Annotated in this window: 32 protein-coding genes; 18 read left to right on the forward strand and 14 right to left on the reverse strand. The window is 59.9% G+C overall.

Annotated features, from left to right (window positions below; all coding sequences use genetic code 11):
• Positions 1-113 precede the first annotated feature (113 nt).
• From ACNPAA_RS06385 to npr, 10 genes are all read left to right on the forward strand, one after another.
• Complete coding sequence (locus tag ACNPAA_RS06385; RefSeq protein WP_029314845.1) at positions 114-1,109, forward strand: KpsF/GutQ family sugar-phosphate isomerase; 996 nt, start codon at positions 114-116, stop codon at positions 1,107-1,109.
• On the forward strand, positions 1,109-1,663 hold the full coding sequence (kdsC, locus tag ACNPAA_RS06390) for a 3-deoxy-manno-octulosonate-8-phosphatase KdsC (RefSeq protein WP_041211851.1): 555 nt from the start codon (positions 1,109-1,111) through the stop codon (positions 1,661-1,663). The genes ACNPAA_RS06385 and kdsC overlap by 1 nt, the downstream gene beginning before the upstream one ends.
• A complete protein-coding gene (gene lptC / locus ACNPAA_RS06395) occupies positions 1,660-2,220 on the forward strand; it encodes an LPS export ABC transporter periplasmic protein LptC (protein ID WP_069785530.1) in 561 nt (186 codons plus the stop codon). Before kdsC ends, lptC begins: the two co-directional genes overlap by 4 nt.
• On the forward strand, positions 2,207-2,725 hold the full coding sequence (lptA, locus tag ACNPAA_RS06400) for a lipopolysaccharide transport periplasmic protein LptA (protein WP_010675873.1): 519 nt from the start codon (positions 2,207-2,209) through the stop codon (positions 2,723-2,725). Before lptC ends, lptA begins: the two co-directional genes overlap by 14 nt.
• 12 nt (positions 2,726-2,737) lie before the next feature.
• The gene (gene lptB, locus ACNPAA_RS06405; protein ID WP_010675872.1) at positions 2,738-3,463 is read left to right on the forward strand and encodes an LPS export ABC transporter ATP-binding protein; all 726 of its coding nucleotides are present in this window, start codon (positions 2,738-2,740) and stop codon (positions 3,461-3,463) included.
• Positions 3,464-3,528: 65 nt separating this feature from the next.
• Positions 3,529-4,968, forward strand: a complete 1,440-nt coding sequence (locus tag ACNPAA_RS06410) for an RNA polymerase factor sigma-54 (RefSeq protein ID WP_113978266.1) — start codon at positions 3,529-3,531, stop codon at positions 4,966-4,968.
• A gap of 20 nt (positions 4,969-4,988) precedes the next feature.
• Positions 4,989-5,276, forward strand: coding sequence for a ribosome hibernation promoting factor (gene hpf, locus ACNPAA_RS06415; protein ID WP_005305957.1), 288 nt, complete (start codon positions 4,989-4,991; stop codon positions 5,274-5,276).
• 2 nt (positions 5,277-5,278) lie between these two features.
• Positions 5,279-5,725 carry a PTS IIA-like nitrogen regulatory protein PtsN gene (gene ptsN / locus ACNPAA_RS06420; RefSeq protein ID WP_010675870.1) on the forward strand — a complete coding sequence of 149 codons (447 nt, stop codon included), beginning with the start codon at positions 5,279-5,281 and terminating at the stop codon, positions 5,723-5,725.
• Between the two features lie 40 nt (positions 5,726-5,765).
• Positions 5,766-6,632 (forward strand): RNase adapter RapZ, encoded by an 867-nt coding sequence (gene rapZ, locus ACNPAA_RS06425; RefSeq protein ID WP_010675869.1) that lies wholly within the window; start codon positions 5,766-5,768, stop codon positions 6,630-6,632.
• Positions 6,633-6,652: 20 nt separating this feature from the next.
• The gene (gene npr, locus ACNPAA_RS06430) at positions 6,653-6,925 is read left to right on the forward strand and encodes a PTS phosphocarrier protein NPr (protein WP_010675868.1); all 273 of its coding nucleotides are present in this window, start codon (positions 6,653-6,655) and stop codon (positions 6,923-6,925) included.
• Between the two features lie 15 nt (positions 6,926-6,940).
• On the opposite strand, the gene ACNPAA_RS06435 is transcribed toward npr, so the two are convergent.
• The 12 genes from ACNPAA_RS06435 to ACNPAA_RS06490 form a co-directional block, all read right to left on the reverse strand.
• Entirely contained in the window at positions 6,941-8,845 is a 1,905-nt protein-coding gene (locus ACNPAA_RS06435; protein ID WP_201872162.1) for a BglG family transcription antiterminator, read from the reverse strand.
• 103 nt (positions 8,846-8,948) lie between these two features.
• Entirely contained in the window at positions 8,949-9,689 is a 741-nt protein-coding gene (gene dagF / locus ACNPAA_RS06440) for a 2-dehydro-3-deoxy-phosphogluconate aldolase (protein ID WP_114522694.1), read from the reverse strand.
• Positions 9,689-10,804, reverse strand: coding sequence for a DgaE family pyridoxal phosphate-dependent ammonia lyase (locus ACNPAA_RS06445; protein ID WP_201872164.1), 1,116 nt, complete (start codon positions 10,802-10,804; stop codon positions 9,689-9,691). The genes dagF and ACNPAA_RS06445 overlap by 1 nt, the downstream gene beginning before the upstream one ends.
• Positions 10,788-11,927 carry an amidohydrolase/deacetylase family metallohydrolase gene (locus ACNPAA_RS06450; protein WP_201872166.1) on the reverse strand — a complete coding sequence of 380 codons (1,140 nt, stop codon included), beginning with the start codon at positions 11,925-11,927 and terminating at the stop codon, positions 10,788-10,790. The genes ACNPAA_RS06445 and ACNPAA_RS06450 overlap by 17 nt, the downstream gene beginning before the upstream one ends.
• Before the next feature lie 201 nt (positions 11,928-12,128).
• Positions 12,129-12,779 (reverse strand): DUF4310 family protein, encoded by a 651-nt coding sequence (locus ACNPAA_RS06455; protein WP_041214029.1) that lies wholly within the window; start codon positions 12,777-12,779, stop codon positions 12,129-12,131.
• Positions 12,780-12,790: 11 nt separating this feature from the next.
• A complete protein-coding gene (locus tag ACNPAA_RS06460) occupies positions 12,791-13,567 on the reverse strand; it encodes a DUF4311 domain-containing protein (protein WP_201872168.1) in 777 nt (258 codons plus the stop codon).
• A 25-nt stretch (positions 13,568-13,592) separates the two neighbouring features.
• Positions 13,593-13,889: a DUF4312 family protein gene (locus tag ACNPAA_RS06465; protein ID WP_049637184.1), complete on the reverse strand. Its 297-nt coding sequence runs from the start codon at positions 13,887-13,889 to the stop codon at positions 13,593-13,595.
• Positions 13,889-14,254 carry an SFCGS family glycine-rich protein gene (locus ACNPAA_RS06470; protein WP_049637185.1) on the reverse strand — a complete coding sequence of 122 codons (366 nt, stop codon included), beginning with the start codon at positions 14,252-14,254 and terminating at the stop codon, positions 13,889-13,891. Before ACNPAA_RS06470 ends, ACNPAA_RS06465 begins: the two co-directional genes overlap by 1 nt.
• Positions 14,255-14,617 carry a transcriptional regulator gene (locus ACNPAA_RS06475; RefSeq protein WP_102949038.1) on the reverse strand — a complete coding sequence of 121 codons (363 nt, stop codon included), beginning with the start codon at positions 14,615-14,617 and terminating at the stop codon, positions 14,255-14,257.
• Positions 14,618-14,925: 308 nt separating this feature from the next.
• Positions 14,926-16,053, reverse strand: a complete 1,128-nt coding sequence (gene degS, locus ACNPAA_RS06480) for an outer membrane-stress sensor serine endopeptidase DegS (RefSeq protein WP_161469869.1) — start codon at positions 16,051-16,053, stop codon at positions 14,926-14,928.
• A gap of 89 nt (positions 16,054-16,142) precedes the next feature.
• Complete coding sequence (locus ACNPAA_RS06485; protein ID WP_042015057.1) at positions 16,143-17,501, reverse strand: Do family serine endopeptidase; 1,359 nt, start codon at positions 17,499-17,501, stop codon at positions 16,143-16,145.
• An 81-nt stretch (positions 17,502-17,582) separates the two neighbouring features.
• Positions 17,583-17,963: a YhcB family protein gene (locus tag ACNPAA_RS06490; RefSeq protein ID WP_010675856.1), complete on the reverse strand. Its 381-nt coding sequence runs from the start codon at positions 17,961-17,963 to the stop codon at positions 17,583-17,585.
• 139 nt (positions 17,964-18,102) lie between these two features.
• Between ACNPAA_RS06490 and zapE the strand changes: the two genes are divergently transcribed.
• The 8 genes from zapE (at position 18,103) to ACNPAA_RS06530 (ending at position 24,285) form a co-directional block, all read left to right on the forward strand.
• A complete protein-coding gene (zapE, locus tag ACNPAA_RS06495; RefSeq protein WP_161469870.1) occupies positions 18,103-19,197 on the forward strand; it encodes a cell division protein ZapE in 1,095 nt (364 codons plus the stop codon).
• A gap of 266 nt (positions 19,198-19,463) precedes the next feature.
• On the forward strand, positions 19,464-19,892 hold the full coding sequence (gene rplM / locus ACNPAA_RS06500; protein ID WP_005336289.1) for a 50S ribosomal protein L13: 429 nt from the start codon (positions 19,464-19,466) through the stop codon (positions 19,890-19,892).
• A 14-nt stretch (positions 19,893-19,906) separates the two neighbouring features.
• Positions 19,907-20,299, forward strand: coding sequence for a 30S ribosomal protein S9 (gene rpsI, locus ACNPAA_RS06505; protein WP_005336286.1), 393 nt, complete (start codon positions 19,907-19,909; stop codon positions 20,297-20,299).
• 299 nt (positions 20,300-20,598) lie between these two features.
• On the forward strand, positions 20,599-21,189 hold the full coding sequence (petA, locus tag ACNPAA_RS06510; protein WP_010675854.1) for a ubiquinol-cytochrome c reductase iron-sulfur subunit: 591 nt from the start codon (positions 20,599-20,601) through the stop codon (positions 21,187-21,189).
• Positions 21,190-21,191: 2 nt separating this feature from the next.
• The gene (locus ACNPAA_RS06515; protein WP_010675853.1) at positions 21,192-22,409 is read left to right on the forward strand and encodes a cytochrome b; all 1,218 of its coding nucleotides are present in this window, start codon (positions 21,192-21,194) and stop codon (positions 22,407-22,409) included.
• Positions 22,406-23,140: a cytochrome c1 gene (locus ACNPAA_RS06520; RefSeq protein ID WP_201872170.1), complete on the forward strand. Its 735-nt coding sequence runs from the start codon at positions 22,406-22,408 to the stop codon at positions 23,138-23,140. The genes ACNPAA_RS06515 and ACNPAA_RS06520 overlap by 4 nt, the downstream gene beginning before the upstream one ends.
• Positions 23,141-23,227: 87 nt before the next feature.
• Positions 23,228-23,857 carry a stringent starvation protein SspA gene (sspA, locus tag ACNPAA_RS06525; RefSeq protein WP_039040485.1) on the forward strand — a complete coding sequence of 210 codons (630 nt, stop codon included), beginning with the start codon at positions 23,228-23,230 and terminating at the stop codon, positions 23,855-23,857.
• Positions 23,854-24,285: a ClpXP protease specificity-enhancing factor gene (locus ACNPAA_RS06530; RefSeq protein ID WP_185367287.1), complete on the forward strand. Its 432-nt coding sequence runs from the start codon at positions 23,854-23,856 to the stop codon at positions 24,283-24,285. The genes sspA and ACNPAA_RS06530 overlap by 4 nt, the downstream gene beginning before the upstream one ends.
• A 43-nt stretch (positions 24,286-24,328) precedes the next feature.
• Here the strand turns inward: ACNPAA_RS06530 and dolP are convergent, their stop codons facing one another.
• Entirely contained in the window at positions 24,329-24,907 is a 579-nt protein-coding gene (dolP, locus tag ACNPAA_RS06535) for a division/outer membrane stress-associated lipid-binding lipoprotein (protein WP_336578939.1), read from the reverse strand.
• Positions 24,908-24,911: 4 nt separating this feature from the next.
• Positions 24,912-25,502 (reverse strand): D-sedoheptulose-7-phosphate isomerase, encoded by a 591-nt coding sequence (locus tag ACNPAA_RS06540; RefSeq protein ID WP_010675848.1) that lies wholly within the window; start codon positions 25,500-25,502, stop codon positions 24,912-24,914.
• Positions 25,503-25,509 lie beyond the last annotated feature (7 nt).

Genomic DNA, 25,509 nt, shown 5'->3' on the forward strand with positions numbered 1-25,509 from the left:
ACAGTTTTATGTAACAACCTGCGTCAATGACCGCCCATTCCGCATCCGATTCGCTTATCTCGGCAGACTTTTTTATAATCCCGCAGCAAATTTCGGCCCGGAGCTGTGCCTTTATGTCTGTAAAGCCTGAAAAAGTGTCTGAATTGTTCGATTTCCGTCGCAGCGCCCGAGCGGTGCTGGACATAGAAAAACAAGCCATTGATGGACTCTACCAGTACCTTGACGAGGCGTTCGAGCGCGCCTGCGAGATGGTGCTGCGCTGTGGCGGCAAGATAGTGGTGACCGGCATGGGCAAGTCGGGTCATATCGGTAACAAGATTGCCGCGACCCTGGCCAGCACGGGAACGCCCGCCTTCTTCCTGCACCCGGGCGAGGCGAGCCACGGGGATCTCGGCATGATCTCAGCCGGGGATCTCATCATCGCCATATCCAACTCCGGCGAGAGCGACGAGATCCTGGCCCTGCTGCCGGTGCTCAAGCGCCGCGGCATTCCACTCATTTGCATGACAGGCAATCCGGCTTCCACCATGGCGAAAGAGGCCAACGTGCACCTGTGCATCAAGGTGGAGAAAGAGGCCTGCCCCCTCGGTCTGGCCCCGACATCCAGCACTACCGCCACCCTGGTAATGGGGGACGCGCTGGCCGTGGCCCTGCTGGAGGCCCGTGGCTTCACAGCCGATGACTTTGCTCTGTCGCATCCGGGCGGGTCCCTCGGCAAGCGGTTGCTGTTGCGAGTGGGCGATCTGATGCACAGCGGCGAGCTGTTGCCCAAGGTGGGGATAGATGCCACCATCAGCCAGGCGCTGCTGGAAGTGAGCCGCAAGGGGCTCGGCATGACGGCGGTGGTGGACGATCAAGGGCTGCTTGCCGGTCTGTTCACCGATGGTGACCTGCGCCGCATTCTGGACCTGCAGGTGGACATCCATCACACCCCCATCAGCCGCGTCATGACGGTGAACTGTGTTACCGTAGGGCCTGAGATGATGGCGGCCGAGGCCGTCAAGCTGATGGAAACCAGGAAAATCAACGGGTTGTTGGTCGTGGATGGGGAGAGACACCCGCTGGGTGCCTTCAACATGCATGACCTGCTGAAAGCCGGAGTAATTTGATGCAAGACGTACCGACCCTCTATGGTCCGGTGACGCGCAGCCAGTACGAGAAGGCGGCGCAGATCCGCCTGCTGGTGTGCGATGTGGATGGGGTGCTCTCCAACGGCTTCATCTATATGGGCAATAACGGCGAAGAGCTGAAGACTTTCTGCACCCGTGACGGTGCCGGCATGCGTGCCCTGCTCAATGCGGGCATCGAGATTGCCATCATCACGGGGCGAAACTCCCGCATCGTCAGCGATCGCATGAAGAGTCTGGGAGTCCAGCACCTGGTGCAGGGTGCAGACCAAAAGCTGCCCCACTTCGAGGCCTTGCTGACCAAGCTCGGGCTGGATGCATCGCAAGCCGCCTATATGGGAGATGACACCATCGATCTGCCGGTGATGCAGGCTTGCGGCCTGGGTATCGCCGTTGCCGACGCCCATCCGCTTGTGCTGGCGAAGGCGGACCTGGTGACGCGGCTTGGCGGTGGCGTCGGGGCCGTGCGCGAGGTGTGCGACCTGATCTTGCAGGCCCAGGGATTGGCTGACTATCAACCCGAGGCGTCGCGATGAACAAACAGACTGTGCTGTTCGGCCTGCTGTTTCTGGCTGCGCTGGCGGCCTGGCAGCTGGGGGAGATCGAGCTGGTCCCCGAGCCGACCACCAAGACGGAAAATTTTCAACCGGACTTCACCGCCAGAGAGTTGGTGACGACCCGCTTCAACGAGCAGGGCAAGCGCACCGAGCGGCTGGAATCCGAATATGCGGAGTACTACCAGGTACTCGAGCAGGCCACTTTCACCAGGCCGGTGGTCTACATGTTCGATGACAAGGGCGCGGCCGAATGGAAGCTGACGGCCGAAACCGGGGTGCTCAACACCGATGACAATGTGATCCTCCGTGACAAGGTGCATCTGGACGGTCTGCTGCCCGCCTCCTTCATCTCCACGCTGGATACCTCCTATCTGGAGCTGGATCTGGTGACGCAGGGGATGAGAAGCAACCAGCACATCAGCATTGTGGGCCAGGAGTTCCAGACCGAGGGCGTTGGCCTCAAGGGTCACCTGGAACGTAAATATTTCGAGTTACTGGATAAAGGCCATGCCACTTATTTCAATGAAAAACGTTAATCTGGCCCTCACGGCCCTGTTGCTGTGCGGTTCCCTGAATGCCAAAGAGTCCGACTTTGCCGAGAAGGTCTATGTGGATGCTGTCAAGCAGGTGGCCGAGATGCAGGACAACCGCATCACCTTCAGCGAGGATGTCATCATCACCCAGGGCACCATCAAGATTAAGGCTGACAAGGTGGTGGTGATCCGCTCCGGCGACAAGGGCGCCGAGGTCATGACCGCGTATGGCAACCCAGCCACCTTCTTCCAGGTGCTGGACAACGGCAAACCGGTTAATGCCCATGGCAACAGCATCCGCTACGAGCTTAAGAACCGGCTGGTGACCATCACCGGCAATGGCCAGCTCAAGCAGGAAGACAGCCAGGTGACCGGCGATCTCATTCGCTACGACATCGTCAAGCAGAAGATGATTGCCGAGAGCAAGGGGCCCACCCAGCGCGTCAAGACGGTGTTCCTGCCGGATCAGGTGGAGAACTTTGACAAACCCGCCGATCAGAAGAAGTAGGAAACAACAGCCATGGCAGTGTTAAAAGCAACGGGTCTGCAAAAGAGCTACAAGCGCCGCATGGTGGTCAGCGATGTGAGCCTGGAGGTGGGAACGGGCCAGATCGTGGGCCTGCTCGGCCCGAACGGTGCGGGCAAGACGACCTCCTTCTACATGATCGTGGGCCTGGTGCAGCGAGATGCCGGCCTCATCACCATCGACGAGCAGGACATCAGCCTGCAGCCCATGCATATCCGTGCCCGCAATGGCATCGGCTATCTGCCTCAGGAGGCCTCCATCTTCCGGCGCCTGTCGGTGTTCGACAACTTGATGGGGGTCATGCAGACCCGCAAGGGGTTGAGCCGCGAAGAGCGGGAGGATAAGGTCGAACAGTTGCTGGAAGAGTTCAATATCACCCATATCCGCGACAGCCTGGGCCAGAGCCTCTCGGGTGGGGAGCGGCGCCGGGTGGAAATCGCCCGGGCGCTGGCGGCAGAACCGAGATTTATTCTGCTCGATGAGCCTTTCGCAGGTGTTGATCCTATTTCAGTCATCGATATCAAAAAGATCATCCAGCATCTGAAAGAGCGCGGGTTGGGTGTGCTGATTACGGACCACAACGTCAGAGAGACGCTGGATGTGTGCGAGAAGGCCTACATCGTCAGCCACGGCAAGATGATTGCCGAGGGCGCGCCGGCCGATATCCTCGCCGATGAGCAGGTCAAGCGCGTCTATTTGGGCGATCAATTCAGTCTATAGTAAGGGGGCACCCCTCATTTTTGTTAGGTGACTGCCTCGCTGAACATAAGGATATCCCGACGTAGATGAAGCCGACATTACAGTTGCGTCTCGGTCAGTCCCTGACCATGACGCCACAATTACAACAAGCGATTCGTCTGCTCCAGCTCTCCACCCTGGAACTCCAGCAGGAAATTCAGCAAGCGCTCGACAACAACCCTTTGCTGGAGCAAGAGGAGAACGAGGCGCAGGAAACCAGTCAGGCAGAGACACAGGACGCCAGTCAACTCGACTCCAGCGATGCCATGGCCCAGGAGAGCATGCCGGATGAACTGCCGGTGGACACCACCTGGGACGAGGTCTACTCGGCCGGTACAGCTCAGAGTGCAGGCCCCATCCATGACGGGGAAGACAGCGTCTATCAGGGGGAGACCACCGAGAACCTGCAGGACTACCTGCTGTGGCAGATGCGGCTCACCCCGTTCAGTGATGTGGATGCTGCCATCGCGCTTGCCATCATCGATGCCATCGACGAATCCGGGTATCTGACTGCCACCCTCGAGGATATTCAGGCTGCAGTCAGCAGCGAGGAGGTAGAAGTCGAACTGGATGAGATCGAAGCCGTGCTCAAGCGGGTGCAGCATTTCGATCCGGTCGGCATCGCCGCCCGTTCGGTGCAAGAGTGTCTGCTGATCCAGCTCGGCCAGTATTCGCCGGACCTGCCCTGGCTCGAGGAAGCCAGAGAGGTGATCCGCGAACACATGGACCTGCTCGGCAATCGCGACTACCGCACCCTGGCTCGCAAGACCCGCCTCAAGGAGAGCGATCTCAAGGAGGTGCTGGATCTCATCCAGCAACTGGAGCCCAGACCCGGCAACGGCATCATCCAGAGTGAATCCCAGTACGTGATCCCGGATGTGTCCGTGGTCAAGAAGGGCAGCAAGTGGGTGGTTGAACTCAATCCGGATTCTGCTCCGCGCATCCGTGTCAACGAGGCCTATGCGGCCATGGCGCGCAATGCCCGCAGCAGCACGGATACCCAGTTCATCCGTTCTCATTTGCAGGAGGCCAAGTGGTTCATCAAGAGCCTGGAGAGTCGTAACGACACCCTGCTCAAGGTGGCCAGCTGCATCGTCGAGCAGCAGCAGGGCTTTTTCGAGTACGGCGAAGAGGCCATGAAACCCATGGTACTCAACGACATCGCGGAAGCGGTGGAGATGCATGAGTCGACCATTTCACGGGTCACGACCCAGAAGTACATGCATACGCCCCGCGGCATTTTTGAACTGAAGTTTTTTTTCTCCAGTCACGTCAATACGGAGGGAGGAGGAGAGTGCTCATCGACCGCTATTCGCGCCCTGATCAAGAAGCTGGTGACGGCGGAAAACCCCGCCAAGCCGCTTAGTGATAGCAAGATCGCGGATTTGCTGGCCGAACAGGGTATTATGGTGGCGAGACGCACGATCGCAAAGTACCGTGAATCCTTGTTGATCCCGCCATCCAATCAGCGCAAACGCCTGGTTTAGGCAAACAAAAGGAAGACGTTATGCAAATTAACCTGACCGGACACCATGTCGAGATTACCGAAGCTCTGCGTGATTATGTGAACAACAAATTTGCCAAACTCGAGCGTCACTTTGACCATATCAACAACGTACACGTGGTGTTGAGCGTCGAAAAACTGAACCAGATCGCCGAAGCCAAGCTGCATGTCAGCGGGGGAGAGGTGTTCGCCAATTCGCAGCATGCCGACATGTATGCGGCGATTGATACCCTGCTGGATAAACTGGATCGGCAGATCATCAAGCACAAAGATAAGTTAAATCAAAAATAACTATGCAACTTGAACACATACTGAGTCGGGACTGCACCAAGAGTGCGGTCCCTTGTACCAGCAAGAAACGCGCGCTCGAGATCATCAGTGAACTGGCCGCAGAGCGCCTCGGCGCTTCCCGCCAGGTCCTGTTTGAAAGCCTGCTGGCGCGAGAAAAGATGGGCAGTACCGGGATCGGAGCCGGTATCGCCATCCCCCACGGCCGGATTGACGACGCCTTCGCGCCGACCGCCGTGTTGATGACCTTCTCCGAGCCCATCCCTTTCGATTCTATCGACAATCAACCGGTTGACCTGCTCTTTGCATTGCTGGTGCCGGAAAGCGAGTGCAAGCAGCACCTCAAGACTCTTTCCCTGATGGCATCCAAACTGGGTGACAAGGCCGTCTGCCGCCAGCTGCGCCAGGCGACCAGCGACGAAGAACTCTATCAGATCATGACGTCGGCCTGAGGCCGGGTCTGACACAGCCACGTTGGCGTGAGGGGACAAGATGCAGTTAATAGTAGTAAGCGGTCGTTCGGGCTCCGGCAAGACGGTGGCCCTGAGGGTGCTCGAGGATCTCGGGTACTACTGCGTGGACAACCTGCCGGTCAACCTGCTGCCCCAGTTGATCGTGTCGGTGGAGAGCCAGTATGACAAGCTGGCTGTCAGCATCGACGTGCGCAACCTGCCTGCCCAGGCAGACAGGCTGGAGAACCTGCTGAGCCAGGTGCGCAACGAGGGGCGAGTCAAGTTTTCGAGCTTCTTCTTCGATGCGGACAACGCGACCCTGCTCAAACGCTACGGTGAGAGCCGCCGTCTGCACCCTCTGTCCCGCAACAAGCTTTCGCTGGACGAGGCGATCCGGGAAGAGACCCACCTGCTGGCACCGCTCTCCTCGACCGCCGACCTGCGCATCGACACCACCAACCTCAGCATTCACGATCTCAGCGAGCTCATCAAAACCCGGGTGCTTGGCAAGAAAGAGAACGAGCTGGTGCTGGTGTTCGAGTCATTCGGTTTCAAGTACGGTATTCCCAAGGATGCGGACTTCGTGTTCGACGCCCGTTTCCTGCCCAACCCGCACTGGATCCCGGAGCTCAAGCCCTTCACCGGCAAGGATGAGCCCGTTGCCAACTACCTCTCCAGCCAGCCGGATGTCATGCTGTTCATCCAGCAGATCGAGAATATGCTGGGGACCTGGTTGCCCCACCTGGAGCGCAACAATCGCAGCTATGTGACCGTCGGGATCGGCTGTACCGGCGGACAACACCGCTCGGTGTTCATCGCCGAACGGCTGGCCAGCGCATTCCGGTTGCTTGGCAAGAACGTGCAGATCCGCCATCGCACGTTGGACAAGCGTTCAAACCCCGCCTGACAGATCCACAGGATGCTCAGATGACCGTTTCCGCCTCGGTAGAAGTCAAAAACAAGTTAGGCATTCACGCGCGACCGGCCATGATGCTGTTCGAGCTGGTGCAGGGGTTCGATGCCCACGTGTTGCTGCGCAACGAAGAGGGGGTCGAGGCCGACGCGGACAGCGTGATCGGCCTGCTGATGCTGGACTCCGCCCAGGGCAAACAGGTGGAGGTGCAGGTGGAGGGCCCCGAAGAGGTAGAGGCCCTGGCCGCCGTGGTGGCGCTGTTCACCTCGGGCTTCAATGAGGAGTAATACGCCTCGGCGTGCTCAAGGTGCGCTGCGAGCCAGCGCCTTGAAAGCGGCAAAATCCCGACAAGCCAGCAGACTTCTGCTGGCTTTTTCGTTCATCAGTGCCAGAAACAGATCATAAAGTCCCATGGCTTCCTCATAGTCCGCCTTGGCGATGGCCAGCACGAAGATGAGGGTAGCGCTCTCGCCGTTACCCCAATCGATCCCCTGGGGGGCCAGCACGGTATAGACCAGGGTGCGGCGCGCCAGGAGGCCGAGGGAGTGGGGCAGAGCGATGCCGTCCCCCAGCATGGTTGAGACGATCTGCTCCCGCTCCTGCAAGGATCCCCGGAATCCGCTCTGCACCAGATCCTCCGCCTCAAGCTGGCTGCAGATGCGATCAAACAGCGCCCCCTGGCTGATGGGTTCATCAAGCACCATGAAGTGGTCGGCATCGAAATACTTGTCGAGCAGATAGGGACGGGTGCGATCGACGAGCACCAGCTTGCCGAGCTGCTCCAGCTGGTACTGGGTCGGGAAGGGGGAGACCTGCACCACGGGAGCATTCTTCTCGCTCACCTTGAGGGTGCTGATGACGAAATCCTGCTCGACTCGTACCAGTCCCTCATAGTCCCGCACCGACTCCAGCGTGGTCAGCTGCAGTTGGGGGTATTCCCGCCGGATGCGTGCTTCCAGCACCCGGAAGGTGGCGTTGCCCGCATCGCACAGCAGCAGCGCCTGGGGGCGCCGGGTGTAACCGATGTCGTAGTGGCGCTCCAGGCCGACCCCGATGTGGATCACCAGGTAGCCGATCTCGTGGTGGGTCAACCGGTAGGGGGTCTGCCTGATCCACTCAGAGATGGCCGCCAGGGTGATGTCGTAGGCGAGGGGGTAATACTGCTTGATGTGGTCCGCCAGGGGATTGTGGCTGCCAATCTGGTATTTGACCCGCAGCAGCATGGCGCCGACATGGGTCTGCAGGTCGGCTCGCAATTGCGGGTCGCCGCGCAGGTCATAGGGGTAGTGGTGGTGGATGTAACCCAGCAGGTGCGCAGTCAGCTGCTCGCTCTCGGCCGCCATGGCCGGGCTGAGCAGGGGCGTCTCTGCAGTGAGGCGAGCCTGGATCTGGATGGCGAGACAGGCGATCTCTTCCTGCCCCGGTGAAGTCAGGGTTGGCAGCTCGGCATAGATGTCGCGGGCCACCACTGCCAGGGGAGGGGTGATGTCGTCGCTGGCAAACTGGCGCAACTCGTGGCCAGACGCCTGGCGAAGCAGGGCGACGGCACAGTAGACGGTGACTTGCTGCAGGCTCTCGTCGGCCAGGCGCAGCTGATGGCGACCGAGTTGCTCGTGAATGTGGTTGCCCACTACCTCCAGCGTCTTGCTGGGGCAGAGGGTGGGCAACAGGCTCTGGAGCGGATGCTGGTGCAGCAGCTCCTGGCAGAGCAGTTGGGTGAGGCAGGCGCGGATCGCCATCTCGCTTCCCGCAATGCGCATCCCCACTCTGGGTTTGCTGTCGATGGTGAGCCCGAAGTGGGCGAGCCGCTCCCGCACCTCCGTCATGTCCCCTTGCAAAGCCGCCCGGCTGAGATACCAGGTGTCCGCCAGCTCGTCGAGTTTGATCCCCTGTTCCGCCGTCAGCAGCAAGACCTGGAGGTGCAGCACCCGCTCGCGGCTGGTGCGAGGCAGAGGGCTCTCCTGCCCCTGGGCGACCAGCAGCGCATCGAACAGTCCCTGATTGTAGATCTTGAGCTGGTAACCGCTGCCCCGCTGATGGATCAGGTGGGCGCCCCGGGTGGCAATGAGCTCGTTCAGGGTCGCCACGTCGGTACGCACCGTGCGGGTGGAAACATTGAGACGGCGGGCCAGCTCCTCCTGTGGCAGAGGCTCGGCGTGAAGCAGGGCGAGCAGTTGCTGGAGTCTGGGGTGGGGCAGCTTGGTCATGAGGGGGTGAGGACTCCTGTCGCGCATGGTGGGTCGATGTTAACAAGGGGGTCATTAACAAGCCAGGCACCGCCCAGTGATCGGACCGGTGCCTGTGGGGTTGCTATGCCAGCAGTGCCTTCACCATGGCGAGGAGGGTACGCACATCCTCCGGCCGGGTCTGGCTGCTCTCGCTGTCGATGATGGAGCTGTAGACATGGGGGATCACCTTCTCGACTCCTGCCTCCAGCGCGATCCGCACTATCTCCTCGAAGTTCTCAAGATCGATGCCGCCGGTGGGCTCCAGCCAGAAGCCGTGTCGGGCACAGGCCTCGGCCACTGCCTGATACTCGGTGCGGCAGGCGAGTCCCCCCATGGGGAAGAACTTGACCGAGCTGCCGCCCATGTCCTTGAGCAGGGCAATGGCGGTGTCGATGGGGACGATGCCGTCAGCCTGCTGTGCGCTGAGGGGGCCAGTGGAGATCTTCACCATGCCGGGGATGCCGGTGGGGGAGACAAGGCCATTGACGAGGGTGTCAGCTTGACCGAGCAGCGCCCGGCTGGCCCCGACCCCGGTGAACACCTGATTGACATGCTGAGGCTGCAACTGGCGGGCCAGCTCGGCCACCATGGCGGACTGGCGCGGATCACCTGCTCCCAGCCCGATGGAGAGGGCGTTGTCGATAAGCTTGGCGTAGGCCTGCATGTCGGCGACGGCAGAGGGAATGTCCGGGTAGTTCTTGGAGAGCACACCGACCAGGACGTGGCCCTCGGCAGCCTCATAAATGTCGACGGCATTCTCTTTGGAACCTGCCAGCACGTTGAGGCAGACCCGATCGCGGTAGTAATTGGGGGTAAGAGACATCAGTTGTTCTCCTGAGCGAGGTGGGCAATGGCGGAGTGGATCTGGTCGAGCTGGGGCAGGGTGACGCTGCGCACGTCTATCTCGATATGCCCCTCGTTGGCCTTGTAGCCGCGGCAGTAGATGGCGGGGGTACCCTGTTGCAGACGGGAGACCACTTCCACCCTGGTCATGCCGATCTGCTGGTGGTCGAAGGCGATGTCGGTGCGGGCGATGTCGCGCCCCGCGCTGTCCCACACCACCTTGGCGCTGACGCCGGGCAGCTGGTTGAGGCGCTCGATGAAGGGGGTCATCTTGGCGACCATGGCGGTGCCGCTCTCCTTCTCTTTGGCCAGGTAGCGCTCGATGGCGTGGGTCAGGCCGAGGATCCCCTCCTTGCCCACCTTCATGGCACGGCCGATGCCGTTGGCCTGCTGCTTGACCCACTCAACATACTGACGCCTGCCGAGCACCAGGCCGCTGGTGGGCCCTTCGATGGCCTTGGCGCCGCTGTAGATGACCAGATCTGCACCCTGGTTGTAGTAGAGACGCAGATCCTCTTCGGCCGCTGCATCGACGATGAGCGGGATCCCGTGGGCCTTGGCCACCTCGGCCGCCTCGGTCACCGACAGAATGCTCTTCTGCACGCAGTGGTGGGACTTGATGTAGAGGATGGCGGCGGTATTGGCATGGATGGCGGCGGCCAGCTGGGCGGGTGTGCACTCGTTGGCGTAGCCTGCCTCCACCACCCTGCCGCCCCCCAGGTTGACCATGGTGCCGACGGGGGCACCAAAGTTCACGTTGTGGCCCTTGGGCAGCACGATGTCGCTCGGCACGTCGTGGGCATGAGCATGCAACTGCTCGAGGCGATAGGGGTCGCCGCGCACTATCACGGCGGCCACCGACTGGGCGATGCCGGCGCTGGCGCAGGAGACCACCACCGCATCTTCAACGCCCAGCAGATCGGCCAGGTAGGCGCCGGTCTTGTTGACCAGATCCTTCACCTCGAAGTAGTGGCCGAGGCCGAAGTTGACCGCATCGACCACCTCCTGCTCGGGGGTGGATACGCCGAGGATGGTCATGCGCCCGGAGGCGTTGATCACCGGTTTGAGCCGGTATTTCTCATACACAGAAGGCATGGTGTGATTTCCCGTAGTGAGTCAGAACCAGTGCGCCGCCCACCAGGGCGGCGAGAGGGAGCAGTTGCCGATCACCGTTGCGGGTGCCGGCCTCGGTATCGGTAAAGAGAGTGGGGCCGCAGCTCACCTCGAACAGGGTGATGTCTGCATCGGCGCCCACCTCGAGTCGCCCCTTACCGGGCAGGCGCAGGGCATCGGCGGCCTGGTGAGTGACGCAGGCGAGTACCTGCTCCAGGGTCATGCCGATGGCGAAGAACTTCGACATCACGTGGGCAAGGCTGTAGACGGGCCCCTTGATGCGGTTCTTGCAGTAGATGTCTGAACTGATGGTGTGGGGCAGGATGCCCTGGGCAATGGCCAGCTCTGCCACCTCGAAGCTGAAGCTGGCACCGCCATGGCCGATGTCGAGCAAGAGTCCCCGCCGCATCGCCTCGCGCACCGCCTGGCGCAGTTCACCCGCAGGGGTCAGGATGCGGTTGGGCTTGCCGTTGAAGCAGTGGGTCAGCAGATCGCCCTCCCCCAGCAGGGCGACGATCTCGTCCAGATCCGGCGGCGTGTTGCCCACGTGCACCATCAGTGGCAGGTTGCCATTGGCCTGCTGGATCTGCTTGGCCATGCGCAGGGGTTGCAGACCGCTTTCACCCACCACGCTGCCGCTCATGCGCGCCTTGATGCCGACGATGAAGCCGGGATGGCGCCGGATGGCCGCCTGGGCGAGGGCGGGATCGATGTCTGCCGGATCCGCCAGCTCGTTCTGACGCAGCAGACCGATGCGGGAGATGTTGAGCAGGGCATGCACCCGGGTCTTGCAGGTGGCGGCGAGACGCTGGAAGTCGTCCACATCGTCGGCTCCGGTGCTGCCGGCGTCGATGACGGTGGTGACGCCGGATTCCACGCCCACCTTGTCCGGCTCATCGTGATAGATGGGGGAGGCGGGGTAGCAGTGGGTGTGGCCGTCAATCCAGCCGGCGCTCACATGGACCTGCCCACCCAGAGTGAGGGTTTGCTTCGTCTCCGAGCTTTCTGGCAGCGAACCCAGCGCCGCTATCTTGCCATGCTTGATGGCGATGTCGACGAGCTGCCCGTTTCCCAGGCGTCCCGCCCTGATGATCATGTCGTACATGCTGATATCCCTCTTGGAACCTGCTTGCGCTCTTACTGTGAGGCCGCTTCCAAGGCTCATGTGCTGTGCGCGTATTTGTAACCAAGAGTTCTCACGTCTATCCATACGCTCCGGCCCCTGCGCTGCTCTTCACCTTGCTGACGACCTTTCGCGACAGAGCGCAAACAGGTTCTTGAATGCCGCCCAAGAGACGGCCTTGGATTAAGCCAGGGCGATGGGGAAGAAGGTCCCGAACAGCATGGCCCCCAGGATGGCGCCCCCCGTGATGGGCTTTTCCCAGATGTAGAACAGCAGCGCACCCAGCAGGGAGCCTATCCCGATGGGAATGGAGGCGCCCATGGCGGAGAGGATGATGAGGGGACCGAGGAAGCGGCCGGAGCTGTTGCCAGCCCCCATCATGACGTCCGCCCCGTAGGTGGAGTTGCTTTGGTTGATGGTGAACTTGCGCGCCAGGATGATCACGTAGCCGATGGCCATCCCAATCCCCATGCCGGTGATCAGGGAAGCGGTGAAGTTTTCCACCGGATAGATGATACCGGCCCCCAGTAGCAGGGCGGGCACCCCGAGGCCGACTCCGGTCTGGATGGCGCCGCCGATGTCGAGGATCCCCACCAGGGAGCCCTCGATGATGCGGGCGAACAGGAAGCTGGCACCGAAGGCGGCGACTGCACCATAGGCCCCCGTGTCCATGCCGGCCTTGAGCATGGCAACGAAGGCCACCTCGTTGAAGGCGCCGACCCCGTAGAGGTAGAACATGTGGGTACCGGCGAAGACGCCGGAAGAGAGCAGACCGACAAAGATGGGGAAGGACCAGTCGGCATACCAGAAGTTGTTTCTCAGTTTCTCATCCATGGTGTGCTTCCTTATTTTCCGCTCATGAGGTTGTGGACGTTTTCCAGCCACAGGGGAACGCCCAGGTGGAAGGATTCAATGAGTTTCATGTCAAAGCCGCGGAAGAAGCCGCTCAGCACGAACAGCAGGACGATGGCACTCATCATCACCTTGGTGACGTGGTTCCAGCCGCTCTCTTCCACCCCCTTGCCGATCAGGATGCCAAGCACCAGGCCTGGTACCGCGTTGCCCATGATGAGCTGGGCCAGACCGCCGAAGATGGTGGCCCAGAAGCCGGACTTCTTGCCTGCCTCGATGGCGGCCAGCCAGAAGATCACCGGCATGACGGTGTTGACCAGCAGGTTGGCGGAGGGCACCAGCACCTTGACCGCGGTCACCTGCAGGGCGGCAGGTACGGCGGCGGCCGTGCTGTTGAGGAAGGCGACCACGATGGCACCAATGATGCCGCAGGCGATGGCCATCTTTTTGGGATCATGGAGGGTGGTGGCGAGATCCCGGTTCTTGATCATCAGGGCCGCAGCACCCCAGTTCGGCAGGATGCGGTGATCCACGTCCTGAGTGAAGGCGCCGGCCGCGACCGTGGAGGCCCAGGCGTTGAAGAAGAAGCCCAGACCGAACGAGAAGTGGGATGCGGGGTCCCCTTCGCAGGAGTTGAGCTCGCCCAGGGTACGGAACGCGCCCATCCCCTGCACGGTCGGGGCGTGGAACATCCGCGCCGCGCCAGCTCCCACCCCGACGCCTACCAGGCCGCCGATGATGAGTGACTTCATCAAAATGATTAGAAACATCCAACTTGTCCTTTTGGTTGTGGGGTCAGGCCCGGGTGAAATCCACTTTGTCGACATCCAGGCTGATGACCTTGACGGTGATCGCCAGCCGGACCCGGAACTCGTGGCGCTGGCGTGGCAGGAAGAAGAACAGGAACTTCTCCACCCGTACCGACTCCTCGGCCTCGAGCACCTCGACCTCGAGGGGTTCGATGCGCAGCATCACCTTGGGGCTCTCCTTGAGCAGGCTGGGTTGCACCTGGCTGAGGGCGGCAGCGAACGCCTGCTGGCGAGTCGCCCCCTTGCCGTTGACCGTGATCCGGGTGGTGAAGTGTTCTTTCATCAGGTGCGCCCGTGTTTCTTGGCGAAGGCTTCGATCAGCTTCTGGCCCAGCTCTTCCTTGTCCATGAAGCCGAAGCCCAGTACCACGCACCCCTCGTTGATGGCGGTGACACCCTCTTCGATGGATCGCATGCCGTAGCGGCACTTGTAGCCGTACTTGGTCTGGGCCGTGATGGCGCCCGCGCCACCGCTGCCGCAGAAGGAGATGCCAAGGTCGGCCTGCTCCTTGTTCATCACATCACCGAGCTTCATGTCGGCGGCCATGCCGGGGATGACGGTCACGGTGGCGCCGGCGGCTTCTGCGCCTGCCCCCACTTTCTGACCCTTGCCGAGACGATCTCCAATCACGAGTTTGATGGCAGTCATTTAGCTTTCTCCTTTTACTGAGCTGAGTTCGTTTTCTTTGGCCACTTCAAAATGGACGGACAAGAGGTGCGCCTCCTCGTAGGCGAGGCGGTCGAGCCAGGCAACGACCTGCTCTGCCAGGCGCAGGGAGAGGGGGGAGATCTCCTCGAACAGGCTGAGGTCGACCTCCGGCAGGGATCCCCCGCTGTAGGAGCGCCACACCATGGCCTTGACGTGGGAGGCCAGCATCTGCTGCTGCACGTCGTTGGGGCGTATGCCCTGATCCGCCAGCAGGTTGTGAATGCGGGCCAGGGTCAGGTCGGTCTTGCGCAGCAGTGCCGGGCTGTCCGGGGTCAGGGGGGCGTCATGGGTGTCGGTGTTCAAGGTCTGCTCTCCAGGCTGGCAGAAAGGATGGGATCACCATAAAGCGGAGGAGAGTGCGGGAGGAGGCAGGTTTTTTCCGATTCGAAGTGGAAATCCGGAGGGAAAGGCATCAAAAGAAGCCCTTTTGGCGTTCAGGAAGAGGAAAGGAGCGAACTGGCGGCAAGGGAGTGTGATCGATGGCGCGTTTTGACGGCGCCTTCGCCCGATTGCTCATTGGCGCAATGTGTGAGCTGTCTCACGCACAGGTGGGCGCCGGAGGAAAGCGGGCACAAAAAAGGGCCCTGTCGGGCCCCGCGAGGATCCGCCCCTCAGGTGGTGGGTGCCGCACTGCTGGTCGGCAGGGTCTGATTCTGGTAGCGCAGGTCCTCTTCGATGATGACATCGACGTCCAGCGGCTTGCCGTTGCGGATCACCGAGATGGTGAGCTTGGTGCCGGGGCGGCTCTCGACGATCTTGTCCATGACGGGACGCACGCCGGTGATGGCCTCTCCGTTGATCTTGAGCAGCACATCCCCACGTTTGAGACCGGCCTTGGTGGCTGGGCCATTGGGATCCAGGCTCTCCACCACCAACCCCTGCAAGTCCCCCAGGTTCAGCATGCGCGCGACGATGGGATTGATCTCGACGCTGGAGATGCCGAGGTAGCCGCGGATGACCCGGCCGTTGGCGATCAGCTCGTCCATGATGCGCTTGGCCAGCTTGTAGGGGATGGCAAAACTGATGCCATAGCTCTCCTGATTGCCGTTGAGGTGGTAGGCGGCGGTATTGATACCTACCAGATCGCCACGGCCATTGACCAGGGCGCCTCCGGAGTTGCCCTCGTTGATGGCGGCATCGGTCTGCAGCAGATCCTGTCTGCCATTGCTGTCCGGCCCCATGCTGGAGAGGCCGATACGCCCGGTGGCGCTGATGATGCCTTGGGTGATGGTCTGGCCGACGTTGTAGGGGTTGCCGATGGCGAGCACCACGTCTCCCACGTCCGGCAGACGATCCGGGTCCTGAGGGATCACCGGCAGGTTGTCCGATTCGATGTAGAGCACCGCCAGATCGGTCAGTTTGTCGGTGCCGACCAGCTCTGCACTGAATACCCGACCATCTTGCAGGGCGACGATGATCTGGTCCGCATCGGCGATGACGTGATAGTTGGTGAGCACGTGACCGCGCTGGTTCATGATGACGCCGGACCCCAGCCCCTGGGGTCTGAGTTCGGCTTTTTCACCGCGATTGCCGGCGAAGCTGCGGGTGTAGATGTTGACGACGGCAGGGCCGGCACGATGGGCCGCGTAGGAGAAGCTCAGCTCGCGGGCATTGGTGATGAGGCCCGGCAGGGGGGCGCCGCCGCGAAAATTGGGAAACACCAGCAACAAAAGCGCAGCCATGGCGAGGCCAAAGCCGACGGACTTGCCCAAGTAGCTGATCAGAGGTGGGATTTTCATGTCTTTCTCGTCCGTACAGGCTGCGGGCAGAGAATAACATTATCGATGGATAAAAATCACCCGCGGCGGTTGCCGCGGGTGTGAGGGGCTTAACGGATCACCAAATAGAGCGAGGAGTCACCGCGCTGGATGTTCAGCGCCAGGACTTCCGGCTTGTTTTTCAACACCTTGGTCAGTTCACCCATGGAGTTGATGCGCTGGCGGTTGACCCCGATGATGATGTCGCCCTTTTGCAGGCCGGAGGCGGCTGCCGGTGAGCGGGGATCGATGTCGGAGACGGCCACGCCGGTCACGGGGTCCGTGGTGGTGCTCAGCTTGGCCCCTTCCAGTGCCGGATGCAGGGCGCTGGCCAGGATCTCGCTGTCATCCGCTTTCTTCAGGGTGACCTTGACGGTCTGCTCCTTGCCGTCACGGATGAGGCCGAGCGAGACCTGCTTGTCGGCCCCCATGGTGGCGATTTTGGCACGCAGCTCGCCGAAGGAGCGGATGGGCTTGCCATCGATGCTGATGATGATGTCGCCTGCCTTGATGCCTGCCTTGGCGGCAGCGGAGTCAGGCATGACCTGGTTGACGAAGGCACCGTCCTTCTTGTTGTAGCCGAAGGTCTTGGCGATTTCGCTGGTGAGCTCGGTGCCGGTAATCCCCAGCTGGCCACGGCGCACTTCGCCGTATTTCACGATCTGCTCGGAGAGATCGCGCACCATGTTGGACGGGATGGCAAAGCCGATGCCGATGTTGCCGCCGTTGGGGCCCAGGATGGCGGTGTTGATGCCGATCAGCTCCCCGCGCAGGTTGAGCAGGGCGCCGCCCGAGTTGCCGGAGTTGATGGCCGCATCGGTCTGGATGAAGTTCTCCAGATTTTCGATGTTGAGGCCGCTGCGACCCAGGGCGCTGACAATGCCGGAGGTGACGGTCTGGCCCAGGCCGAACGGGTTGCCGATGGCCAGCGCGTAGTCACCGACTCTCAGCTCGTCGGAGTCGGCGAACTTGATCTGCACCAGATCCTCGGCCTTGATTTGCAGCAGGGCGATATCCGACTGTTTGTCTTCCCCTATTTTCTTGGCCGCATACTCACGGCCATCCTTCAGGTTGACCTTGATCTCGTCCGCCTCGTGGACCACGTGGGCGTTGGTGATCACGTAGCCTTTCTTGGCATCGATGATGACGCCGGAACCAAGCGCCTGGAAGGGCTGCTCGCTCACCTGCTCGTCAGGCATGTTGGGGCCGAAGAAGAAGCGGAATTGTTCCGGCAGGCGCTGGCGGGTGATCTTCTTGCCAGAGACAGAGATGTTGACCACGGCAGGGGTCACCTGCTCGAGGACGGGGGCCAGGCTCGGCATCTCCTGGTTGTTCGCCATCAGGGGCAGTGCGGCCTGCGCCGGTGCTGAGGACATGGCGATACCGACACTGAGGGCTAAGACACTGAATACAGAAAGAGATTTACGCATATGAGAAACAGCTCCCAGAAAAAGTTGCAGTGCAATCGTCAAGGTCTGACCACGATAAAGCGTAATTAGTTCAACCGACGATCAGCCCGGCTGCTTGAGCAGGCCGGACGCACCGGCGTAATCGCGGGGAGGAAGGCCCGGCTCCTCGCTGTTGGCGGCATCGCCTGTTTCTTCCACTTCGGGTTCGCGGAACAGTGGTTCCTGTACCTTGGCCAGGAACTTGCTCTGTTCCGCCATATGGCGATAAAGGGTCTGGTACTGTTCGGCCAGTTGCTCCATCAGGGCTGCGCTGTCGGCAAAGTGGGTGGTGATCTGCCCCTGGTAGCTTTCCAGCTCCTTGTGGGCTTTTTTCAGCTCCTGTTCCAGGCGTCCGGCATCCCGGCTACGGACAGAGAAGCGGCCGATCAGCACGCCGATGATCAGGGCGGCGATCGCCAGCAGGATCCCGTTAAACAGAGTCATAGAAGCTCCTTGTTACAGCTAACACGATGAATTTGAAGCGGTCGGATGGACCGCAACGCCTCGTTGGCACTATACCGTGCCCCCCGAGAGCGTGATACCATTTTGTCCCTCATTCAGGGACTTGGAGGCGGTTTACAGGATGACCCCGCAGCAAAAATATCAGCAGGATTTGCAGCGCCCCGGCTTTGTGGCCGATCCGGCCCAGGCCATGGCAGTCGCCCGCCTGGAGCGACTCTATCAGGATCTGTGCGCAAGCCCGACTCCGACCAGATCCCGTGGCCTGCTGGGTTGGCTGCAAAAGCCGAAAACCCGTGACCCCGTCCAGGGGTTATATATGTGGGGCGGTGTGGGCAGAGGCAAGACCTGGCTGATGGATACTTTTTTTGAGAGCCTGCCGGGGGAGCGCAAACTGCGCATCCACTTCCACCGTTTCATGCACCGTGTGCACGACGAGCTCAAAGGGCTGACCGGTCAGTCCGATCCGCTCAAGCTGATCGCCCGCAAGCTGGCCGATGAGACCGACGTCATCTGCTTCGACGAGTTTTTCGTCTCGGATATCACGGATGCCATGCTGCTCGGCACTCTGTTCCAGGAACTCTTTGGCCATGGCGTAGTGCTGGTGGCCACATCCAACATCCCCCCTCAGGATCTCTACCGCAACGGGTTGCAGCGTGCTCGCTTCCTGCCTGCCATCGCGCTTATCGAGCGTCACTGCGAGGTGATCAATGTTGATGGCGGTGTCGATTACCGGCTGCGAACCCTGGAACAGGCAGAGATCTATCACTTCCCGCTGGATGAGCAGGCCAGGAGCAACCTGGAGCGTTATTTCAGCCAGTTGACCGGGACTGGGGCGGTGACTGCCGCCGCACTGGAAGTCAACCATCGCCAACTGAGTGCACTGGGCGTGGGGGAAGGGGTGCTTTATATGGAGTTTGAACAGCTGTGCTGTACTCCACGCTCCCAGGGCGACTACATCGAACTGGCCCGTGAGTTCCACACCGTCCTGCTGGCCAATGTGCAACCCATGGGTAGCAGCACGGATGACGCGGCCCGCCGCTTCATCGCCATGGTGGACGAGTTTTATGAGCGGCATGTCAAGCTCATCATATCGGCGGCGGTCCCCATGACCGGGCTCTATGGCGAAGGCTTGCTGAATTTCGAATTCAAGCGTTGCCTTTCACGGCTTCAGGAGATGCAATCGCACGAATACCTTGCCAGAGTGCACCTTCCTTAGTCACAATACCGCGCCTGCCAGTCGGATGGGCATCTGCGGCAGGTAGGGCCGGGCGACATTTGCTAGCTTCATGGCAGTGAAATTAGCAGGTGATATTTAAGGCAACTTCACTTATAATCGCCCGGCCCACGTTACAGCTGTCGATAAGACAGCAACACTTTAAGCTTTACTTGTATTCGAAGGGGTACAGGTAGGCCATCGTTTGTTGTTTGTGGGAGAGCCCCCATAAGCAATTGGGTCTGTAACAGGTAATTGGGTTTAACTTAATGAAAACTTTCGTTGCCAAGCCAGAAACCGTAAAACGTGACTGGTACATTGTGGACGCAGAAGGTAAAACTCTGGGTCGTATCGCAACCGAGATCGCTGCTCGTCTGCGTGGTAAGCACAAAGCCGAGTACACTCCGCACGTTGACACCGGTGACTACATCATCGTTGTAAACGCTGAGAAGGTACACGTAACCGGTAAGAAATTTACCGACAAAATGTACCACGCTCACTCCGGTTTCCCGGGTGGTATCAAGTCCATCAGCTTCGACAAGCTGATTCAGCGTAAGCCGGAAATGGTAATCGAAGCTGCCGTCAAGGGCATGCTGCCGAAGGGGCCGCTGGGCCGTGCCATGTTCCGTAAGCTGAAAGTTTACGCAGGCGCAGAGCACGCTCATGCTGCTCAGCAACCTCAAGTACTGGATATCTAACGGGAACTGGCAACATGGCAGAAAATCAATACTACGGTACCGGCCGTCGCAAAAGCTCCACTGCTCGCGTATTCATCAAAGCGGGTAGCGGTAAAATCGTAATCAACCAGCGCTCCCTGGAGCAATACTTCGGCCGTCCGACTGCCCGCATGGTAGTTCGTCAGCCGCTGGAACTGGTCGAGATGACCGAGAAACTGGATCTGTACATCACCGTTAACGGTGGTGGCATCTCCGGTCAAGCTGGTGCGATCCGCCACGGTATCACTCGTGCTCTGATGCAGTACGACGAGACCCTGCGTTCCGAACTGCGTAAAGCTGGCTTTGTTACTCGTGATGCCCGTAAGGTTGAGCGTAAGAAAGTCGGTCTGCACAAAGCGCGTAAGCGTCCGCAGTACTCCAAGCGTTAATTCGCTTTTGGTACGCACTCTCAGGAGTGTCAAAAAAGCCTGGCAATTTGCCAGGCTTTTTTTATTGGTAATGTTACATGTGACAATGCTAAGCATACGTCACAAAAGACAAAAAATTGTGTATTTATTGTTTTTGCCCATCGACTCCCTTTCTTGTCAAATTGTTATCTTTTCTTTAAAATTTCCATGGTCTTTCTGTGTCAATTGCCACTCCGCTTCCATCGCAGTTGTCAGAGGGAGAGGAGAAGTAAACAGGGACACTATAAGAATGAGCGGAGTCCACATGGGAGAGTTTTTGGATGAGCAATGCGCCAGTTGATACCGGTCGCCGCAGATTTCTTACCTGGTCAACGGTTGCCGTTGGCGGTGTAGGAGCTGCTTTTACCGCAGTGCCGTTTATTAAGTCATGGAATCCGAGTGCCAAAGCCAAGGCGGCAGGCGCCCCGGTTGAAGTGGATATCAGCAAGCTGGAGCCGGGTCAGCTAATCCGCGTCGAGTGGCGTGGTAAACCGGTCTGGGTGGTGAAGCGCACCAAGCAGACGCTGGATGCTCTGGCTGCACACGATGACAAGCTGCGGGATCCTGCGTCAGACGAGCCACAGCAACCGGACTATGCCCACAATGGCTACAGATCCATCAAACCGGAAATCTTCGTGGCCGTTGGCATCTGCACTCATCTGGGATGCTCCCCTTCCTATCTGCCCGACAGCTTCGGCGAGCAGGTTCAAGGGGTAACTTCCGGCTTCTTCTGCCCCTGCCATGGCTCCAAATTCGACATGGCTGGTCGAGTGTTCCAGGGCGTCCCCGCACCGCTGAACCTGGTCATTCCGCCATACCAATTTCTTAGCGACACCACCATTCTGGTCGGTGCCGATGGCAAGGAGGCCTGACCATGTTTGCCAAACTCATGGGCTGGATCGATGATCGTTTCCCGCTCACGGCCATGTACAACGACCATATGGCCAAGTATCCGGCGCCCAAGAACCTGAACTTCTGGTACTTCTTCGGCTCGCTTGCCATGTTGGTGCTGGTCAACCAGATCATCACCGGCATCTGGCTGACCATGAACTACAACCCCTCGGCGGAAGGTGCCTTCGCTTCCGTGGAATACATCATGCGGGATGTGGATTACGGCTGGCTGCTGCGTTACATGCACTCAACCGGGGCATCCGCCTTCTTCATCGTTGTCTACCTGCACATGTTCCGCGGCATGATCTACGGCTCTTACCAGAAGCCAAGGGAACTGCTGTGGATCTTCGGCATGCTGATCTTCCTGGTACTGATGGCCGAGGCCTTCATGGGTTACCTGCTGCCCTGGGGGCAGATGTCGTTCTGGGGGGCCCAAGTCATCATCTCGCTGTTCGGTGCCATCCCCGTTATCGGTGACGATCTGACCCTGTGGATCCGGGGGGACTATGTCATCTCGGGTGCGACCCTGAACCGCTTCTTTGCGCTGCACGTCATCGCTCTGCCGCTGGTGCTGGTGATGCTGGTGGCCATGCATATCCTGGCGCTGCACGAGGTGGGCTCCAACAACCCCGATGGCATCGACATCAAGAAGCACAAGGACGAGAACGGCTGGCCACTGGATGCGGTCGCATTCCACCCCTACTTCACCGTGAAGGACATGATCGGGGTAGCCGGTTTCCTGTTCTTCTTCTGTGCCATCATCTTCTTCAAGCCGGACATGTGGGGCTATTTCCTCGAGAAACCGAACTTTGAGGTGGCCAATGGCCTGAAGACACCGGCGCATATTGCCCCGGTCTGGTACTTCACTCCCTTCTACGCCATCCTGCGTGCGGTGCCTGACAAGCTGCTGGGGGTCATCATGATGGGCCTCTCCATCGTGGTGCTGTTCCTGTTGCCCTGGCTGGATCGCTGCAAGGTGCGCTCGGTGCGTTACCGCAGCACCCTGCACAAGCTGAACATCGCCCAATTCGTGGTCTGCTTCATTATCCTGGGGGTGCTGGGCGTGCTGCCATCAACCCCGACCCTGACGCTGATTGCACAACTCTGTACTCTGGGTTATTTCGGATTCTTCGTCCTGTTGTTCTTCTACAGCAAGAATGAGAACACCAAGCCGCTGCCGGAGAGGGTGACATTCAAATGAAAAGAATAATTTTTGCAGTGCTGGCCCTGCTGCCTGGTCTGGTGTTGGCCTCTGGCGGTGGCTTCCCCCTCGACAAGGCGGAGTACGATCTGAGTGACAAGGCATCCCTGCAACGGGGGGCCGCCACCTTCATGAATTACTGTGCCGGCTGTCACTCCACCCAGTACCAGCGTTATAACCGGGTGGCGGCCGACATCGGTATTCCGGACGATCTGATGAAGGAGAACCTGGTCTTCACCGGCGCCAAGATCGGCGATCTGATGAAGAGCACCATGTCCGAGAAGGATGCTGCTCGCTGGTTCGGTGCGCCGCCCCCCGACCTGACCCTGGTTGCCCGGGTGCGTGGTGCAGACTGGATCTACACCTATCTGCGTTCCTTCTACGTGGACGAAACCCGTCCATTCGGGGTGAACAACGCCGTCTTCCCGTCCGTGGGTATGCCCCATGTGCTGGAGCCGTTGCAGGGGACGCCCCGCGCCGAGTTCGAGACGCACACCCTGGATGGCGTGGAGATGCAGCAAGTCGTCAGCATCAAATCTGACGGCAACGGTGAAATGAACAACGAAGAATATGATCAGACGGTACTGGATCTGGTAAACTTCTTGGTCTACTCGGCTGAGCCGGTGCAGCAGGAGCGCGAACGCATGGGCTTCTGGGTACTCGGATTCATCGCTATCTTCTTCATCTTCACTGTGCTGTTGAAGAAGGAATTCTGGCGCGACGTTCACTAAGCGACCAGATCGGAGTAATATGACGCACGGCAATGAAGACAGACATGCTTCATTGCCGTTTCTGCTTTTTAATGACGGGAGGGTTCAATGGCTGTAGCTGCCAATAAGCGTTCGGTAATGACGCTGTTTTCCGGTGCCAACGATATGTTCAGCCATCAGGTGCGTATTGTCCTGGCGGAGAAGGGTGTTAGCGTGGATATCTGCCAGGTTGATCCTGCCAACCTGCCGGATGAGCTGGCCGAGCTGAACCCGTACAACACTGTACCGACTCTGGTGGATCGCGAGCTGGCGTTGTACACCTCGCGCATCATCATGGAGTATCTGGACGAGCGTTTCCCGCATCCGCCCCTGATGCCGGTTTATCCGGTCGCGCGCGGCAACAGCCGTTTGATGATGCACCGCATCGAGCTGGACTGGTACTCTCTGGCCGACAAGATCATGGCGGGCACCGATACCGAAGCCGCCCGTGCCGAGTTGCGCGACAACCTGCTGGCCATCGCCCCCATCTTCGGCGAGATGCCCTATTTCATGAGCGAAGAGTTCGGTCTGGTCGACTGCTACATGGCGCCGTTGCTGTGGCGTCTGCCGAGCCTGGGCATCGATTTCACCGGCCGTGGCGCCAAAGAGCTGAAGGCTTACATGGTTCGCCTGTTCGAGCGTGAATCCTTCCAGGCTTCCCTGACTGAGGCCGAGCGCGAGATCCGTGCCGGCGTATGAGCATGGAACCGACAATGACACCCAGTCGCCCGTATCTGCTGCGGGCGTTTTTTGACTGGTTGCTGGATAACGATCTGACTCCCCATCTGGTGGTCAATGCCAACATTCCCCATGTGATGGTACCGATGCAGTTCGTGCAGGATGGCCAGATTGTTCTGAACATCGCCCCCCGGGCCGTGGGCCAGTTCCACATGGACAATGACGCTGTCAGCTTCAGCGCCCGTTTCGGTGGCGTATCGCAGCAGGTCTATATTCCCATGGCGGCCGTACTGGCCATCCATGCCAGGGAGAACGGAGTAGGGACCCTGTTCCCGCCGGAGCCCGGGTATGACCTCTGGCTGGAACAGGCACAGTCACCCACGTCGGTTGACCCCGAGCCGGAACCACCACGCCCGAGCGGTCGCCCGACCCTGAAAGTCATCAAATAAAAAACGCAGCCTGAAGGCTGCGTTTTTTCATCCTGCCAGATGGTCAATTCTGGGCAAACTCGAAGGCTTTGATCACCTGTTTAACGCCGCTGACGTGGCGGGCGATTTCCACGGCCTGATCCCCTTCCTGGCGGGTGACCAACCCAATGAGAAATACCTCGCCATTCTCGGTGACAACCTTCACCTTGGCGCTGTCGAAGTTCTTGGTGCCCAGCATGTCGGCCCGCACCTTGGAGGTGATCCAGGTGTCATTGCTGCGCACACCGATGCTGACTGGTTTGCCAAGGCGCAGCTCGTTGTAGACATGGCGAACCCCTTCAATCCGGCTCACGATTCTGCCCGCTTCCTGTTTGTAAGCGTCAGAGGGTGTCTGACCCACCAGCAGCACACGGCCGTTGTTGCTGTAGACACTGATCTTGCTGGCGGCGCTCAGGGGCTTGTTGTCGGCCAACAGGTTGGCGGCTTTCAGCTCTATGGTCTGATCGTCCCACTGGGCACCCAGGGTGCGGCGATCGCCGCTCGCCTTGGCGGTGCCAGCCGCGCCACCGACCACCACGGCAGCACAGCCTTGCAGCAGCAGGACGCCAGTCAGCAGGGCAAGAGCGAAAATAGGCTTCTTCATGGTTTCAGTCTTCCTGTTGCGGGAAAAGTGTCTGGTCGATGAGATCACAGAGACAGTGCAGGGTCAACAGGTTCACTTCCAGAATACGAGGACGGCGAGCGGAAGGAACGCGGATCTCCACGTCATTGGGGCCCAGCAGACCGGCGATCTCTCCCCCGTCTCCGCCACCGAGAACAATGATGGTCATGTCGCGGGAGAGGGCGGCCTCCGCAGCCTTGATGAGGCTGCGGCTGTTGCCTGTCGTGGTGATGACCACCAGGATGTCGCCTGGTTGTCCCAGAGCACGTATCTGTTTGGCATAGACCTCTTCGAAACCGTGATCCGTGGCGATGGCGCTGATGGTCGCCATGTCGGGCGTCAGGGCGAGACCGGGCAGGGACGGGCGAGGCGTTTCATAGCAGTTCACCAGTTCGGAAATGAACAGCTGTGCCAATGCCGAGGAGGGACCATTGCCACATGCCATCACCTTGTGGCCATTGAGCAGGCAGATGGTCAGCATCTGGGCTGCCGTATGGATGGCATCCGGCAGTGCTTCGGCGGCAGCTATCTTGGTCTGGATGCTCTCGGTGTAATTCTCTTTGATGGGATCAGTCATGGGGTCC

Origin of the sequence: Aeromonas sp. PS2Canimalfood6 (assembly GCF_048276795.1) — a bacterium.
Classification (GTDB): domain Bacteria; phylum Pseudomonadota; class Gammaproteobacteria; order Enterobacterales; family Aeromonadaceae; genus Aeromonas; species Aeromonas caviae.